The organism is Pseudomonas sp. LBUM1641 (assembly GCF_059716235.1).
The window spans coordinates 2,708,759-2,723,742 of record NZ_CP166815.1 but is presented as its reverse complement, the minus strand read 5'-3'; the positions used below and the strand labels follow the sequence as shown (position 1 = coordinate 2,723,742).

13 protein-coding genes are annotated in these 14,984 nt (G+C 62.5%); 7 read left to right on the top strand and 6 right to left on the bottom strand.

Translation table 11 applies throughout. From position 1 onward, the window contains the following. Positions 1-11 precede the first annotated feature (11 nt). From ACA046_RS12500 to ACA046_RS12480, 5 genes are all read right to left on the bottom strand, one after another. On the bottom strand, positions 12-2,111 hold the full coding sequence (locus ACA046_RS12500) for an acetate--CoA ligase family protein (RefSeq protein ID WP_497676658.1): 2,100 nt from the start codon (positions 2,109-2,111) through the stop codon (positions 12-14). 18 nt (positions 2,112-2,129) lie between these two features. Further along, complete coding sequence (locus ACA046_RS12495; protein ID WP_017475434.1) at positions 2,130-3,290, bottom strand: acyl-CoA dehydrogenase family protein; 1,161 nt, start codon at positions 3,288-3,290, stop codon at positions 2,130-2,132. Between the two features lie 42 nt (positions 3,291-3,332). Next, positions 3,333-4,124, bottom strand: a complete 792-nt coding sequence (locus tag ACA046_RS12490) for an enoyl-CoA hydratase/isomerase family protein (RefSeq protein WP_497676657.1) — start codon at positions 4,122-4,124, stop codon at positions 3,333-3,335. 154 nt (positions 4,125-4,278) lie between these two features. Further along, positions 4,279-4,917, bottom strand: coding sequence for a TetR family transcriptional regulator C-terminal domain-containing protein (locus ACA046_RS12485; protein WP_497676656.1), 639 nt, complete (start codon positions 4,915-4,917; stop codon positions 4,279-4,281). A gap of 41 nt (positions 4,918-4,958) precedes the next feature. After that, positions 4,959-5,717: a class II aldolase/adducin family protein gene (locus ACA046_RS12480; RefSeq protein WP_076016427.1), complete on the bottom strand. Its 759-nt coding sequence runs from the start codon at positions 5,715-5,717 to the stop codon at positions 4,959-4,961. Between the two features lie 132 nt (positions 5,718-5,849). On the opposite strand from ACA046_RS12480, the gene ACA046_RS12475 reads away from it, so the two are divergent. From ACA046_RS12475 to ACA046_RS12445, 7 genes are all read left to right on the top strand, one after another. Continuing rightward, positions 5,850-7,805 (top strand): oxidoreductase, encoded by a 1,956-nt coding sequence (locus ACA046_RS12475; RefSeq protein ID WP_497676655.1) that lies wholly within the window; start codon positions 5,850-5,852, stop codon positions 7,803-7,805. Then, the gene (locus tag ACA046_RS12470; protein ID WP_076016429.1) at positions 7,802-8,371 is read left to right on the top strand and encodes a helix-turn-helix domain-containing protein; all 570 of its coding nucleotides are present in this window, start codon (positions 7,802-7,804) and stop codon (positions 8,369-8,371) included. The genes ACA046_RS12475 and ACA046_RS12470 overlap by 4 nt, the downstream gene beginning before the upstream one ends. Before the next feature lie 121 nt (positions 8,372-8,492). Beyond that, entirely contained in the window at positions 8,493-8,699 is a 207-nt protein-coding gene (locus tag ACA046_RS12465) for a hypothetical protein (RefSeq protein WP_459028049.1), read from the top strand. Further along, positions 8,687-9,502 carry a hypothetical protein gene (locus ACA046_RS12460; RefSeq protein ID WP_497676654.1) on the top strand — a complete coding sequence of 272 codons (816 nt, stop codon included), beginning with the start codon at positions 8,687-8,689 and terminating at the stop codon, positions 9,500-9,502. Before ACA046_RS12465 ends, ACA046_RS12460 begins: the two co-directional genes overlap by 13 nt. 157 nt (positions 9,503-9,659) lie before the next feature. Beyond that, positions 9,660-11,048: an amidase gene (locus tag ACA046_RS12455; protein ID WP_497676653.1), complete on the top strand. Its 1,389-nt coding sequence runs from the start codon at positions 9,660-9,662 to the stop codon at positions 11,046-11,048. A gap of 94 nt (positions 11,049-11,142) precedes the next feature. Further along, on the top strand, positions 11,143-12,495 hold the full coding sequence (locus ACA046_RS12450; protein ID WP_076016432.1) for a citrate-proton symporter: 1,353 nt from the start codon (positions 11,143-11,145) through the stop codon (positions 12,493-12,495). Between the two features lie 101 nt (positions 12,496-12,596). Next, a complete protein-coding gene (locus tag ACA046_RS12445; RefSeq protein WP_497676652.1) occupies positions 12,597-13,943 on the top strand; it encodes an OprD family outer membrane porin in 1,347 nt (448 codons plus the stop codon). A gap of 3 nt (positions 13,944-13,946) precedes the next feature. On the opposite strand, the gene ACA046_RS12440 is transcribed toward ACA046_RS12445, so the two are convergent. After that, positions 13,947-14,849, bottom strand: coding sequence for a LysR family transcriptional regulator (locus ACA046_RS12440; RefSeq protein ID WP_459028041.1), 903 nt, complete (start codon positions 14,847-14,849; stop codon positions 13,947-13,949). Positions 14,850-14,984 lie beyond the last annotated feature (135 nt).

Below are 14,984 nucleotides of genomic sequence, written 5' to 3'. Positions count from 1 at the left end.
CGTCATCTCCTTCACACCTGGGCGAGACGGATCAATGCATCGACCGCCGTGGCGCCCCGGGCATTGACCAGCAATGGGTTTACATCGAGTTCCAGCAACTGTCCGGCGTTGGCGCAGGCGTAGTCGGCCACCGCACGAATCGCTGCGACCAGCGCCTCCATGTCAGCCACTTCCCGCCCGCGAAAGCCTTGCAGCAATGCCGCGCTGCGCAGGCTGAGCAAGGCATTGCGGATCGCGTCGTCGGTGGTCGGCAGCAGCAGGCTGCGACTGTCCTTGAGCAACTCCACGAGGATTCCACCGGCGCCAATCACCAGCGCCAGGCCGAAATCGTTTTCGCGCTTGATGCCCACAATCAACTCGGCCAACGGCGGCGTGGCCATGGATTCCAACAGCAGGTGATCGAACGGTACATCCGGCGCATAGGCAGCAATCTGCTCACGCATATGGGCCAGGGCCGCAGTCAAGGCGAAGCCGTCCCGCAGGTTGAGCGCCACGGCGCCGGCTTCGGTTTTATGCGGGAGGTCGGCACTGACGGCCTTGAGTACCAGCGGGTAGCCCAGCACTTTGGCATCGGCAATGGCCCGCGCTGGCGTACTCAAGACGCCGGCCGGCGTGGTCAGGCCGAAAGCACGCAAAGCCTGCTTGGAATCCCACTCGTTAAGCGACTGTCCGAGTGCTTCCAGCGCTTGCGGGCACAGCGGCACCAGTAACGATTCACCACGGGCCAGCAGCGCCCGGCGATTGTTTTGGTAGTCGGCAATCCGGCCCCAGGCAGCCAGCGCATCTTCCACGCCTTGCAACGCGGCAACACCTTGAGCATGCAGACGCTCGCGAGCGTGAGCCGGCAACAATTCGGGGAATGCCGAGGTCACAAACCCGGTCTTGCCATGGCGAGTCAGCGCACTGCAAAACAGCTCCAGCAGCAGGTCGCATTCCTTGCGCTCACCGGTAAATTCCGCCGGGTAGTCGAGCACCAGCATCGCCGCATCCGCTTCGGTGCGCAGTGCCGTATCGAGCATGGTATTGAGGGCTTCGCTGTCGCCCCAGATGGCCGTGGTGAAATCCAGCGGGTTGACCAGGTTGGCGTAGCTCGGCAGTACCTGCGCGAGTTCCGAACGCTGGCCTTCATCGAGTTTGGGCAGGCTTAAATCGTTGCGCTCGGCGTAGTCGGCAATCAACCCGGCATCGCCACCGGAACAGGCCAGGGCGATCAGGCTGTTGCCCGCCGGCAAGTTACCGCAGGCCGCGGCTTTCAGGGTCTCGACAAAACTCACCGGGCCGCTGACCCGGATCACGCCCAGGCGCGCAAACAGGCTGTCGTACAGCGCATCAGAACCCGACAACGAACTGGTATGACTCAAGGCCAACTCGGCACCGATCTGCGACACGCCGGTTTTCAGGGCGATGATCGGAATGCCTTTTTCCAGCGCCTTATGGGCCGCACGGGCAAACCCCGGCACATTCTTCAAGCCTTCCAGGTGCAAGCCGATGGCCGTGACACGAGGCTCGTCGAGCAGCACATCCATCAACTCGGCAACCCCCAATTGCGCCTGGTTGCCCACCGACGCCATATAGGCCACCGGCAGCGAACGGTCGCTCATGGACAGGTTGTAGGCGAAGTTGCCGCTCTGGGTCAGCACCGCAACGCCCTTCTCTACCGGCTTGCCGCCATGGGCCACCGGCCATAACGCCGAGCTGTGCAGGTAATCCAGCAGGCCATAGCAATTGGGGCCCAGCAGCGCCATCTCGCCGGCCGCCTTGAGCAGTTGTTGCTGCAAGGCCAGGCCCTCGGCGCCGGTTTCGGCAAACCCGGAGGCGTAGCAGATGGCGCCACCTGTGCCGATGGCCGCCAGTTCGGCAACGCAGGTCAGGGTCAGCTCGCGGTTGGTGGCGATAAACACTGCGTCCGGGCCGCATGGCAGATCCGCTACGCGGCGTACGCAGGGAATACCGTCGAGGCTGTCATGCTGCGGGTTGACCAGCCACATCTGGCCGGCAAAACCACCCTCGGCACAGCGCTTGAGGGCGCGGGCCATGCTGCGCCCACCGACGAATGCCAGGTGACGGGGCGCCAGCAGGCGCTTGAGATTGTCGCGAATAGCCTGGGACATAAGCGTTCTCCGACCCGATCAGCGCAACAGCGGCCGCAACAGCTCGCGGGCAATAATATGGCGCTGGATTTCCGAAGTGCCTTCCCAGATCCGTTCGATCCGCGCGTTGCGCCAGATGCGCTCCACCGGCCCTTCGTCCATCAAGCCCATGCCGCCGTAAATCTGCACGGCCTCGTCAGCGACCTTGCCCAGCACCTCGCTGGCAAACAGCTTGGCCATGCCGGCCTCGCCGTCAGTCATGGTGCCCTGGTCCATTTTCCAGGCGGTGTTCAGCGTCAGCAGTTCGGCCGCGCGAATTTGCGTGGCCATGTCGGCGAGCTTGAACGAGATGCCTTGATAGGTGCCGATGGGCTGGCCGAACTGTTTGCGGTCGGCCGCCCATTGCAGCGACACATCCAGCGCTCGCTGGGCCTGGCCGACGCAGTTGGCGGCCACCATCACGCGGCCTGCGGTCAGCCAGGCGTTGGCGACCTCCCAGCCTTTGCCGACTTCGCCGAGGACTTTTGAGGCCGGCACGCGGCAGTCGTCGAAGAACATTTCATAGGTGTGGTAGCCGCGGTTGCTGACGCACTTGGGGCCTCGGCGAATGGTCATGCCCGGCGTGCCACGGTCCACCAGGAACGAAGTTACGGCGTTGCGCTGGCGGCCGTTGTGTTCGTAGGTGTCGGTGACGGCAAACACGATCGCAAAATCCGCGTGGCCAGCGTGGCTGATGAAGTGCTTGCTGCCGTTGAGCACAAAGTCATCGCCGCTGCGCACGGCGCGGGTCTTGATGGCATTGGCGTCGGAACCGGCGCCTGGTTCGGTCAAGGCAAAACAGTCGATCTTCTTGCCCTGCACGCACGGCAACAGGTACTCGCCAATCTGCGCGCCAGTACAGGCCATGAGGATTTTCGAGGGCCGGGCGACAAACACATGCAGCGCCCAGGAGACTTTCGACAACTCACGCTCGATCAACGCCTGGGACAGGTAATCCAGGCCGCCACCGCCGACCTCTTCCGGCATGTTGAAGGCATAGAACCCGGCGGCAATCGCCTTGTCCCGGATCTGCGCGGCGAGCTCTGGCGAGACTTCATCGGCGCGGTCCACCGCCTCCTCGTGAGGCAACAATTCCTTGGCAACAAAACTGCGTACCGCGTCCACCAACATGTCTTGTTCTTGGCTGGGCTGGAAATTCATGGCGCTACCTGTCGATCGTTCGAGGGGTGTTTTGAGGAGGAATCAGTTGCCGGAGAAATTCGGGGGACGCTTTTCCATCGAGGCGCGCAGGGCTTCAGCACCGTCGGCGCTGCGGCCGCACAGCAAACCCGCGGCGAGTTCGGCCTGGAGCTGCTCGGGCAGGCTGCGCCCGGCGCCTTCACGGATCAGGGTTTTGGTCTGGGCGAAGGCGAAGGTCGGACCGTTGGCCAGGCGTGTGGCCAGGTCGGTGACGTGGGCGTGCAGTTGTTCATCGGCGACCACTTCGCCCACCAGGCCGGCGGCCAGGGCGCGGTCGGCACTCCACAATTCGTCGAGGAATAGCAGGCGCTTGGCCTGTTCGCTGCCGATCAGGCGCGGCAGATGCCAGCTGGCACCGGCGTCCGGCGAGTAGGCCATGCTGGTGTAGCCGGCCTTGAAACGTGCCGATTGCGCGGCTACACGCAGGTCGCAGCACAGGGTCAGGTCCATGCCGGCGCCGACCGCCGTGCCGTTGATGGCAGCGAGGGTAGGTTTGTCGAGGGTGTGCAGGCGGGTCATCAGGGCGTGGGCGGTTTCGGTCCAGCCGTAGGTTTCGAGGGCGCCACGGGCTTCGGCGTCGGCCCATTCGACGAGGTCGGCGCCGGCACAGAAGCTGCGACCAGTGCCGGTCAACACCACCATGCGCACAGCCGGGTCGCTGTTGAAACCGTCCAGCAATGCATGCAGGTGCTTGAGGGTCGGGATGTCCAGGGCGTTGCGCTGGGCGACGCGATTGAGGGTGATCCAGGCAACGCCTGCTTGCACTTGAGTGAGCACGGACGGATCTGTAGTCATGGAATCCTCGAATTATTTTAATTGGCTTGAGGGGTGCGACATGGGGCGATACTAAACGAGTGTTCAGTAAGGAGGCAATCGGGTAACTGCAAATATTTTTCGAGGGGAAAATGCCGGCCCGGACATGGCGTCCAGGCGGCGCGGAATCGTCAGTTCAGGGTTTGAGCTGGAAGCGCTTGCGGCCGCCGGACTGCAAGCCATCGACCCAGGCTTCGCAGATCTGGATGCCCTGCTCCGGGGTGAAGGTACCGGGATTGAGCCCCGATTCCAGCCACAAACCGTCGAGCAAGGCGCTCAAGGCGATGGCTGCCAGGTCGGCGTCGAACTGCTTCCAACCCTCCTCCTCGGCCATGTCCACCAAGGCCGAACGCATGATGGTGCGGTACTCGCCATAGGAATGTTCGTGGGCCTGGTTGATCGCCGGGGCCGTCTTGACCGCACCCCAGAACACCAGCCAGGCATCCAGCAGTTTCGGGTCCAGCAACTCGGGCGAGAACGAGCCGCGAAAGAACGCCGACAGGCGCTCCCGCGGGCTGGGCGGCGCCTTGGCCATGGCATCGCGCAGCAGATCCATGACCTGCCCGGTGATCGACCGATAAGCCTCGGCCACCAGTTCATCCTTGCCCGAGTAGTGATGACTGATCAGCCCCACCGACACCCCGGCCTCGGCGCTGATCTTGCGAATCGAGGCCCCCTGGAAACCGTGGCGCTTGAGGCACACCAGCGTCGCCTGGACCAGATTGGCCTTGCGCAACTCCGGCTCCATACGGGAGAAACGGGATTCCTGGGTCATGAGGCGGTGTCCTTGGGTAGAGTCGGCTGGACGACTCTACCTCACTCCCGGAAACCCGGCGACACCCGATCCAGCAACCGCAGCAAAGCCGCCCACGCCAGTTGCATGGCGTCCAGGTCTGCCAGTTCGCCCTCTTCCAATGACCGGCCAGGCTCATTGAACTGCCGCTCGGTGTATTCACACACATCTGCAGGCGGCAGGATCAGCTTGCCGCACGCCTGGGCGGCAAGCTGGATATCACAGGCCTTCTCCAGGTAGTACATGCGCAGGAAGGCCTGGCTGACCGTCTCCCCCACCGTCAACAAACCATGGTTGCGCAACATCAACACCGGTTTGTCGCCTAGGTCGCGCACCAGTCGTTGTTGCTCGTCCATGTCCAGCGCCACGCCTTCGTAGTCGTGGTAGGCAACCTTGCCGTAGAACTCCATGGAAATCTGGTTCACCGGCAACAGCCCGCATTCCAGCGCCGCCACCGCACACCCGGCGCGGGTGTGCGTGTGCAGCACGCACTGGGCGTCTTCGCGGGCGCCGTGAATCGCGCTGTGAATCACGAACCCCGCCGGGTTGACGCCATGGGCCGACGCCTCGACCGCACGTCCGTCCAGGCCGATTTTCACCAGGCTGGACGCGGTGATCTCCTCGAACATCAGCCCATAGGGGTTGATCAAAAAGTGGTGTTCAGGCCCGGGAATGCGCACCGAGATATGGGTGAAGATCAGGTCGCTCATGCGAAAGTGCGCGATCAGCCGGTAGCAGGCGGCAAGCTCTTCACGCAGCTGTCGTTCGGTGGCCCCAGTCATTTTTTATTCTCCAGGCGGGTGGGTGATGTGGCTGACGCTAATCCAGTCCCCAGTAAAAAAACAAGTTGATTTTTTACTGGGGCTGACCTCCTATAGAAAAATAATAACAACAGCGCCTGGAGTATCCGCACCATGTCGCCCCATGCCTTTCCGCATCTTTTTGAACCGTTGACGCTGCGCGGCAAACGCCTGAAAAACCGCATCATGTCCAGCGGGCACGACACCTCCATGCCCACCGACAACCGGGTCAACGAGCAGTTGATCGCCTACCACCGGGCACGCGCCGAGGGCGGTGTGGGGCTGATTGTGTTGCAGGTCGCCGGGGTGCATGACAGCGCCCGCTACACCTCCCATGTGCTGATGGCCACCGATGACAGCTGCATCGACGGCTACCGCCAACTGGCCGAGACCTGCCATACCCACGGCACCCTGGTGCTGTCGCAGATTTTCCATCCGGGGCGGGAAATCATGGAGTCGGCCGACGGCTTGCTGGCGGTGGCTTACTCGGCTTCCGGGGTGCCCAACGAGCGGTTCAGGGTGATGCCGCGCGCCCTTGACCAGGCAATGATCGACGAGATCATCGCGGGCTACGGCACTGCGGCGAGGCGTCTGTACCAGGCCGGGATTGACGGTGTGGAGGTGGTCGCCAGCCATGGTTATCTGCCAGCGCAATTTCTCAACCCGCGGGTGAATCGCCGTACCGACGGCTACAACGGTGAGTTGGAACAACGCCTGCGTTTTCTGCGGGAAATCATCGCCGCCGTACGTGCCGAAACCGACGAGCATTTCATCATCGGTTTGCGAATCTCTGCGGATGAGCGCGACCCCGAAGGCCTGACGGAAGATGACTCCCTGGCCGCCGTGCAACAGCTGCAATCACAGCTGGATTATGTGCACATCGTCGCTGGCACCTCGGCCTCCCTCGGCGGCGCAATTCATATCGTGCCGCCCATGGCCATTGCCCCCGCGTACCTGGCGGCAGAAGCGGCGACGTTCAAGGCCAGCCTGTCGATTCCGTTGTTCGTCACCGGGCGCATCAACCAGCCTCAGGAAGCCGAGTTGATGCTGCAGCGCGGCCAGGCCGACGTGTGCGGCATGACCCGCGCGCTGATCTGCGACCCGCGAATGCCGGCCAAAACCTCAAGCGGCCATGCCGAGGATGTACGGGCGTGCATCGCCTGCAATCAGGCCTGCATCGGCCACTTCCACAAAGGCTTGCCGATCTCCTGCATCCAGCACCCCGAGACCGGCCGCGAATTGCAGTTTGGCCAGCTGCAACCGGCACTGCGACGCAAGCGGATTATGGTCGCCGGCGGTGGCCCGGCAGGGATGAAAGCCGCGGCCGTGGCGGCGCAACGCGGGCATGAGGTGACCTTGTATGAAGCCAGCGCCCAGCTGGGCGGCCAGGTGCTGCTCGCACAGTTGCTGCCACGACGCAGCGAGTTCGGCGGCGCCAGTACCAACCTGCAGCGCGAGATGGAACTGGCCGGGGTTCGCGTAGTGCGCAACACCCGCGTCGACCGCGCATTGGTGGAACGCGAACGACCTGACCTGGTGATCATCGCCACCGGCGCCGAGCCCTATTGGCCGGCCTTCGAACGCGGCGGCGAGTTACAGGTGGTGGACGCCTGGCAAGTACTGCGCGACGAGGTGCCGCTGGGCCGTTCGGTGGTCGTGGTGGATTGGCGCTGCGACTGGATCGGCCCGGGCATTGCCGAGCGCCTGACCCGCGCCGGCCATCAGGTGCAACTGGCGGTGAACGGCACCCATTGCGGGGAAAACCTGCCGCTATACGTGCGTGATCAACTGGCTGGCGAACTGCACCGGCTGGGCATTCCGATCATCCCTTACGCCCGTTTGTACGGCTGCGACGACACTACCGTCTACCTGCAACACACCGCCAGCGGCGAGCCGATGTTGCTGGAAAATATCGACACCCTGTTGTTGTGCCAGGGCCACCAGCCGGTGGACACTCTGGGCACGGAACTGGAAGGCCTGGTGGCGTTCAGGCGCATCGGCGATTGCCTGGCGCCGCGTACCGCCGAAGAGGCGATTTATGAAGGATTGAAGGTAGCGTGGGACATTTGAACAACCAACCGCCACAGCTGTTTCTCGGCACCCGCATCCGCGGCTTGCGCAAGGCCCGGGGCATGACGCTTACCGAATTGGCGCAAATGAGCGAATTGACGGCCGGCTATATCAGCCAACTGGAACGCAACCTCGCCTACCCGTCGATCCCGGCCCTGTTCAATATCGCCCGCAGCCTGGGGGTGACGATCCAGTGGTTTTTTGCCAGCGAGACCACGCCGGCAGCGGAGGATGAAGGGTTTGTGGTGCGCAAGAACAATCGCCAGAGCATTCATTATGAAGACGGGATCGTCGACCAGTTGCTGACGCCCCTGCCCAATCATCAGCTGGAAATGCTGCACTCGCGTTTTCCGCCGGGCACCTACAGCCAGCAGAGCTATAGCCATGAGGGTGAAGAAGCGGGTTATGTGTTGAGTGGAACGTTTGAGTTGTGGGTGGGCGAGCGGCATTTTCAGCTGGCTGAAGGAGACAGTTTCAGCTTCCCCAGCAGTGAGCCTCATCGGTACGGCAACCCCGGGAAGGTGGATGCGGTGGTGATTTGGGTGATTACGCCGCCGACGTTTTAGACCGCTGGAGTGAATGGAGACGTTTCCTACGGGAACTGGCGACGCTGGCACACAGGCCATCAATGGCGGGGGGCACAGGCGCTTGCTATAAAAACGGCTACATCTTTTCGAGGTCGTCGCCATGTTTGGATTGTATTCACTGTTAGCTGGTAAGCCGACTCAGGATGAGTTGGATACCGTGGAGGCCATCAAGTCAAAAAAAACCATGAGGATTGAGGGTGAATGGGGTATTTCAGTCTCCGCCGAAGAAGTCATGGAGTCCGAAGCCTACAAAGAAGCAATCCGCCAAGTTCGCAAAATGGAGGCCAATGATTCATGGGCCTGCTGATCATTTTACCGTTACTGGTCAGCGGTTATCTGGTCTGCATCAAACACCCTTACTACTACTGCCGTTTGTATCGCTTTGAAGGGCAATTGCTTTACCTGCAGGTTGCAAGGCTAGGGATGGTTTGCGTCCTTGTCGCCACCGTTATAAGTGCCCTGATTCTGGCATTGTCAAAACAGACGGTTTACGTCCCAGGTCATATGGTTGCAACAGACTACAGCGGTTATCTTGGTGCCTTGTTGGTACAGCTAGACATTGCTAACGAGAAGAACGGCGCGCTGTGGGTGTTCCTGCTGCAGACCGGTTTGACCGCGATGGTCATTCCTTCTCTGTGGGCCAGGCTTTACATCAACGCGAAGAAAAAAGAGCTGAAGCTGAAATCCGATGAACAACTCAACTGCCGGCTCGCCCTGAACATCCTTGAAGGCACACCTTTCAAGATCCTGCTCAGGGAATCCATTCAACACTACACCCTATGCATGTTCAGTTTGAACGACCGGAAGGTATACGTTGGTATCGTCATATTCGCTGGGGTGCCCACAGAGTCAGAGGGAGTAGACCATGCATTTACCCTTCTCCCCGTACTCAGTGGCTACCAGGACAAGGACACCCTGGAAATCACCTTGAGCACTCCTTACGGGAATATGACTCACGACCCTTCTATTCTGCTGATCCAGGAAAACGTAGTCTCTGCCACCCGCTTCGACTTCACCACCTGGAACACCCTCCGGTCGCGAAAAAACCAAAAGGCCCAGTTGCGCAACTCCCGCACGCACCCCGTCAAAGCCCAAGGCGCATGCGCCTGAGGCTTTAACACTAGGGGCTTCGCCTCGGGTTTCAGTGCACACAAAAACGCAACACTGAACTGCACCGATTGTGATGGCCGCGTCACACTGGGGTTTATATAGTCGCCCCTACTGCAACCCGCCATGAGCCAGCCGGCCCATCACAAGGAAGCGTTCGATGACTGACCTGCACACCCTTACGGCTGCCGAACTGCTGGCGCAATTTGCCAGCCGGCAACTCGCGCCCATCGACTACTACGACCAGCTCCTGGCCCATATCGACCGTTGGGAGCCGCAGATCAACGCGCTCTATGCCTTCGACCCGCAACAGGTGCGCCAGCAGGCCCAGGCCTCCACCGAGCGCTGGAACAAGGGCCAACCCAACGGTGCGCTCGACGGTGTACCGGTGACCCTCAAGGAATTGATCGCCACCGAGGGCGTGCCCATTCCCCTCGGCAGCGCCGCCACCCGCCTGACCCCGGCCCTCAAGGACGCACCGCCCGCAGCCCGTATGCGTGAAGCGGGGGCGATTATCCTGGCCAAGACCACCAACCCGGATTTCGGCATGCTGTCTTCCGGACTGTCGAGCTTCCACGGCATCACCCGCAACCCGTGGAATACCGCCAACAACACTGGCGGTTCCAGCTCAGGTGCCGCCGCTGCAGCTGCCGCCGGTTACGGCCCGCTGCACGTGGGCACCGACATCGGCGGCTCGGTGCGCCTGCCTGCCGCCTGGTGCGGCCTGGTGGGATTCAAGCCGACCCTGGGACGCATCCCCATCGACCCGTATTTCACCGGCCGCGCCGCCGGGCCCATGACCCGCACCGTCGATGACTGCGTGCTGTTGATGCAACACCTGGCCCGGCCCGATGCCCGCGACGCCACCAGCCTGCCGCCACTCACCACCCAATGGAGCAACCAGCCGTTGTCGGTCAAGGGCCTGCGCGTCGGCCTGATGCTCGAGCCCGGCGTGGGCATGCAGCCTGAAGGCTTCGTGTGTGAAGCAGTGGAGCAAGCCGCGCGGCTGTTCGAAGCCCACGGCGCCAAGGTCACGCTGATCCCGCCGATCATGGACCGCGCACAACTCGACGGCCTCGACCATTTCTGGCGCGCCCGCCAGTGGGGTGACTTGTCCGCGTTGAGCAGCGAGCAGTTCGACAAGGTCTTGCCGTATATCCGCGACTGGGCCGCGCCGGGCGCCGAGATCAGCGGCGTACAAGCGGTGAAGGGCTTCAACCAGACCTTCGAAATGCGCCGCCGCGCCGCGCAGGTGTTCACCGAACTCGACCTGGTACTGTCCCCCACCAACCAGGTCAACGCCTTCCCGGCCGAGTGGCCGTCACCCAGCAACGACCCGCAACTGCCGTTCGAACATATCGTGTTCACGGTGCCCTGGAACATGGGCGAACAACCGGCGCTGTCGATCAACTGCGGTTTCGCCGCCGATGGCATGCCTATCGGCTTGCAGATGATCGCCCCGCGTTTCGCCGATCAATGGCTGCTGCAAATCGCTAAAACCTACGAGAGCTGGCGTGGCGCAATCCACCACTGGCCGAATCCTTCCTGACTTTGACGCTGTAAGAACTGCCCACCCACACGCCAGCTCCGGGCCTACTCGGCCAGGAGCTCGGACGACCTATAACTAAAATCGAGGGGCTGGTATGCACACTGAGCAATTGACACGATCCGATCCTGATCACGCACCCGAAACACCGTCCCCGGACGCCGGCAAAAAGAGCATCTTCGCCGTGGTCCTGGGTAACGCCGTGGAGTTTTTCGACTTTGGTGTGTACGCAACCTTTGCGGTGATGATCGGCCACACGTTTTTCCCGTCCGACAGCGCCTTCGTCAGTTTGATGCTGTCGGTTACCGCGTTCGGTATCGGCTTTATCGTCCGGCCGCTGGGCGCGGTGCTGATCGGCGCCTATGCCGACCGCGTCGGGCGCAAACCGGCGATGCTGTTGACCCTGGTGATGATGGCCGTGGGCACCGGCAGCATCGCGATATTGCCCGGCTACGAGACCATCGGCATCGCGGCGCCGATCCTCCTGGTAGTCACCCGCATGATCCAGGGCCTGGCCTGGGGCGGTGAAGCCGGCCCCGCCACCACCTACATCCTCGAAGCGGCGCCGCCCCACAAACGCGGGACTTACGCCTGCTGGCAAGTGGTTGCCCAGGGCGTGGCGGCCATGGTGGCCGGGCTGGTGGGTTTTACCCTGACCAAAGTCATGTCCCCCGAAGACCTCAACAGCTGGGGCTGGCGCGTGCCGTTTGTGTTCGGCCTGCTGGTATTGCCGATCGGTATCTACATCCGCCGCAACCTCGCCGAAACCTTCCACGGCCACGGCGAGCAGACCAGCACCGGCGACCTGGTGCGGGAAGTCTGCGGCAAGCACCGACGGGCGCTGGTGCTGGGGCTGCTGATCCTTTCCGGCAGCACCATCACCCAGTACTTCCTCAACTACATGACCACCTTCGCCCTCACCGAGCTGAAGCTGCCCACCAGCATCTCCATGCTCTCGACCCTGGTGGCCGGCGCCGCCATGGCCGTCTGTGCGGTGGCCGGCGGCATGCTCTGCGACCGCTTCGGGCGCCGGGTGATCCTGATGACACCGCGAGTGGTGTTGCTGTTGATCCTGTTCCCGGCCCTGCAACTGATGACCGAGCACCCGAGCCCGGCGACCTTTCTGCTGACCCTCGCGGTACTTTCGGGCCTGCACGGCATGAGCGGCGCAGCGTTGATCGTGCTGCTGGTGGAAAGCTTCCCGAAATCCGTGCGCTCCACCGGTTTCTCCATCGTCTACGCCTTCGGTGTGGCGGCGTTTGGCGGCACCGCGCAGATCATCATTACCTGGCTGATCGGCACCACCGGCGATCCGATGTCGCCGGTCTGGTACCTGCTGATCGCTAACCTGGTTTGCCTCACCGCCGCCTGGTTCGCCAAGGAAACCCGCCCGTCGCTGCCCGGCAGCCCGGCCCGCGAAACCCGGCTCACAGAAGCCCCGGTTCGCTGAACACCTTTTCCCACTGTCCCGCGTCTTTTCGCCACCGACCGGCAGCGCCCCAGGGCCTGCCGGGACGGTCGCCTTGCGTCTGATTTGTATGGGGATTTACCATGTATCCACGTCTTTTGCTGGCCGTCACCTTGGCTTCCAGCACCCAGGCTTTCGCCCAAGAGAACGCTCAAGCCAACGCACCGGGCTTCCTTGAAGGCAGCACCCTGGACCTGAACCTGCGGCACTACTATTCCAACCAGCACACCAAGCGCACCACCCACCTGAGCATCAAGAAACCCGGCGGCATCGAGCCCACCCGCGTGCGTGAAACCTGGGTGCAGACCAGCATGCTCAAGTACAGCTCCGGCTACACCCAGGGCCTGATCGGCGTGGGTGTGGACGCGGGGATCTTCAGTGCGGTGAACCTGGAGCGTGGCCACGGCAAGGTGGCCAATGGTGGCGACCGAGTGCTGGTAGATGGCAACGGCGATGCGATTCCCACCTGGAGCCGCCTGGGCGTGGGCGACGTGCGTTTGCGCCTGTCCAGCACCGAGATCAAGGCCGGCCGGCTGATGACCGACAACCCGATCCTGCGCTACAAAGACAACCGCGCCCTGCCCTCCAGCTTCCAGGGCGTGGGCCTGTTCAGCAATGAGTTCGACTGGCTGTCGGTGCAGGGCGGCAGCTTCGAGCGGGCGATCCCGCGCACCGGCACCGGTGCCGAAAAGCTCACCACCACCTTCGGTAACCGTGCCTACAGCGGCGCGCGCATCAGCTACCTCGGGGCCACGGTCAAGCCGGGTTACGGGCTGGAAGCAAGCGTCTACGCCTCGCGTTTCGAAGACATGTGGGACCAGACCTACGTCAGCCTTACCCACCGCATCGGCGACAAAAGCGACATCGCCTTGAAGACCGCCTTCAACTACTACCACACCCGCGATTCCGGCGACAAAAACCTCGGCTACATCGACAACAACGCCGCCAGCCTGGCCTTCACCGCCACGCACCTGGCCCACAGCCTGACCCTGGCCTGGCAGCAGGTGTTCGGCAATGAATACTTCGACTACGTGTGGGAATCCACTGGCAACTACATGGCCAATTCGCTGTACTCGGACTACAACGGCCCCAACGAAAAATCCTGGCAACTGCGCTACGACCTGGACTTCGCGGCCTACGGCGTGCCTGGTCTCACCGCCAGCCTGTGGCACGCCAAGGGTTGGGACATTGACGGCACCCATTACGACGGCGACCGCAACGGCCACAACACCGGCTACAACGTGCGCAGCCTGGATGGTGCCAAGCACAACGAAAACGGCTTGATGGTGGCCTACGTGATCCAGTCCGGCACCCTCAAAAACACCGTACTGCGCACCATCGTCTACAACCACCGCGCCAGCGGCGGGCAGATCGACGGCAGCTACGACGAGTTCCGCCTCGTCGCCAACGTGCCGATCAATATCTTCTAAGCCTCAGTTCAGCGAACAGCGTTGCATCGCCCCCGCCAGCATCTCCTGGCACTTGAGCACCGCCACCGACCGGGGGCGGTTGCGGTAGACGCACAAGTCGATGCGGATGCGGCCGAGGTCTTCATCGGCGATCGGCACGGCGACCAGGCCGTCGCCCAAGTCCCGCACGTCTGCCTCGACCTGGGGCAAAATCAGCACTGCTGCCCGTTGCCGGGCCAGGCTTTTCTGCACTTCCAGGGAGCTGGTGGTGAACACCGGTTCGAGGGTGACTCCGCGTTTTTTTGCGGCCACTTCCAGGGCCTGGCGCACGCCGTAGGCCGAGTCGGGAATCGCCAGGGGCTGGCCTTCCAGTTCGCTCAGTTCGATGCTTTCGCGTTGGGCGAAGGGGTGTTCGGCGCTGACCAGCACCCGGTGCCATAACTGGCAGTGGGCGGTGACTTCGACGTCGGCGCGCTCTTGCAGGTAGAAGGCCAGGCCCAGGTCTGCCTCGCCGCTGCACAGGGCATCGAGGGTGGCTGAGGCGCTGGCGATCACAATGTTGAAGGTGACCTTGGGATGGGCGCGGTAGAAGGTGGCGAGTACCGGAGAGAGTACGGTGGAAACGATACTTTCTGACACATGGATGCTGATGTTACCGGCTACCTGGCTTTGGCGGCTGGCGATGACTTCGCGCACCTGGTCGAGGCCGCGCAGGGTTGAGGTGACTTGTTCGGCTAGGCATTCGCCCTCGGCGGTGAGGCGAATGCCGCGGGGGCCGCGTTCAATCAGGGCGGCGCCGAAGAAGTGTTCAAGGTGTTCGATCTGGCGGCTGACGGCGGTTGGGGTGACGTAAAGACGTTCGGCGGCCTTACGCAGGGAGGCGCAGCGGGCGACCTCATGGAAATATCGCAAGGCGCGTAGTTGCATGGGGGGCTCCTTTTTTTGGGGGGTTGGGGTTGGGGGGGAGGCAATTACTGCGCCATTCATGTGTACATATCCGTTTCTTCGGTCACGGCGGCTTATGGTTCCGCTCTTACAGCGGGTCACTTTTTTACAAACGCC

Excerpts from the sequence above, each read along its gene's own strand:
- ACA046_RS12500 (WP_497676658.1), bottom strand. The coding sequence starts at position 2,111 with ATGTCCCAGGCTATTCGCGACAATCTCAAGCGCCTGCTGGCGCCCCGT.
- ACA046_RS12495 (WP_017475434.1), bottom strand. The coding sequence starts at position 3,290 with ATGAATTTCCAGCCCAGCCAAGAACAAGACATGTTGGTGGACGCGGTA.
- ACA046_RS12455 (WP_497676653.1), top strand. The coding sequence starts at position 9,660 with ATGACTGACCTGCACACCCTTACGGCTGCCGAACTGCTGGCGCAATTT.
- ACA046_RS12465 (WP_459028049.1), top strand. The coding sequence starts at position 8,493 with ATGTTTGGATTGTATTCACTGTTAGCTGGTAAGCCGACTCAGGATGAG.
- ACA046_RS12460 (WP_497676654.1), top strand. The coding sequence starts at position 8,687 with ATGGGCCTGCTGATCATTTTACCGTTACTGGTCAGCGGTTATCTGGTC.
- ACA046_RS12440 (WP_459028041.1), bottom strand. The coding sequence starts at position 14,849 with ATGCAACTACGCGCCTTGCGATATTTCCATGAGGTCGCCCGCTGCGCC.
- ACA046_RS12490 (WP_497676657.1), bottom strand. The coding sequence starts at position 4,124 with ATGACTACAGATCCGTCCGTGCTCACTCAAGTGCAAGCAGGCGTTGCC.
- ACA046_RS12485 (WP_497676656.1), bottom strand. The coding sequence starts at position 4,917 with ATGACCCAGGAATCCCGTTTCTCCCGTATGGAGCCGGAGTTGCGCAAG.
- ACA046_RS12480 (WP_076016427.1), bottom strand. The coding sequence starts at position 5,717 with ATGACTGGGGCCACCGAACGACAGCTGCGTGAAGAGCTTGCCGCCTGC.
- ACA046_RS12445 (WP_497676652.1), top strand. The coding sequence starts at position 12,597 with ATGTATCCACGTCTTTTGCTGGCCGTCACCTTGGCTTCCAGCACCCAG.
- ACA046_RS12475 (WP_497676655.1), top strand. The coding sequence starts at position 5,850 with ATGTCGCCCCATGCCTTTCCGCATCTTTTTGAACCGTTGACGCTGCGC.
- ACA046_RS12450 (WP_076016432.1), top strand. The coding sequence starts at position 11,143 with ATGCACACTGAGCAATTGACACGATCCGATCCTGATCACGCACCCGAA.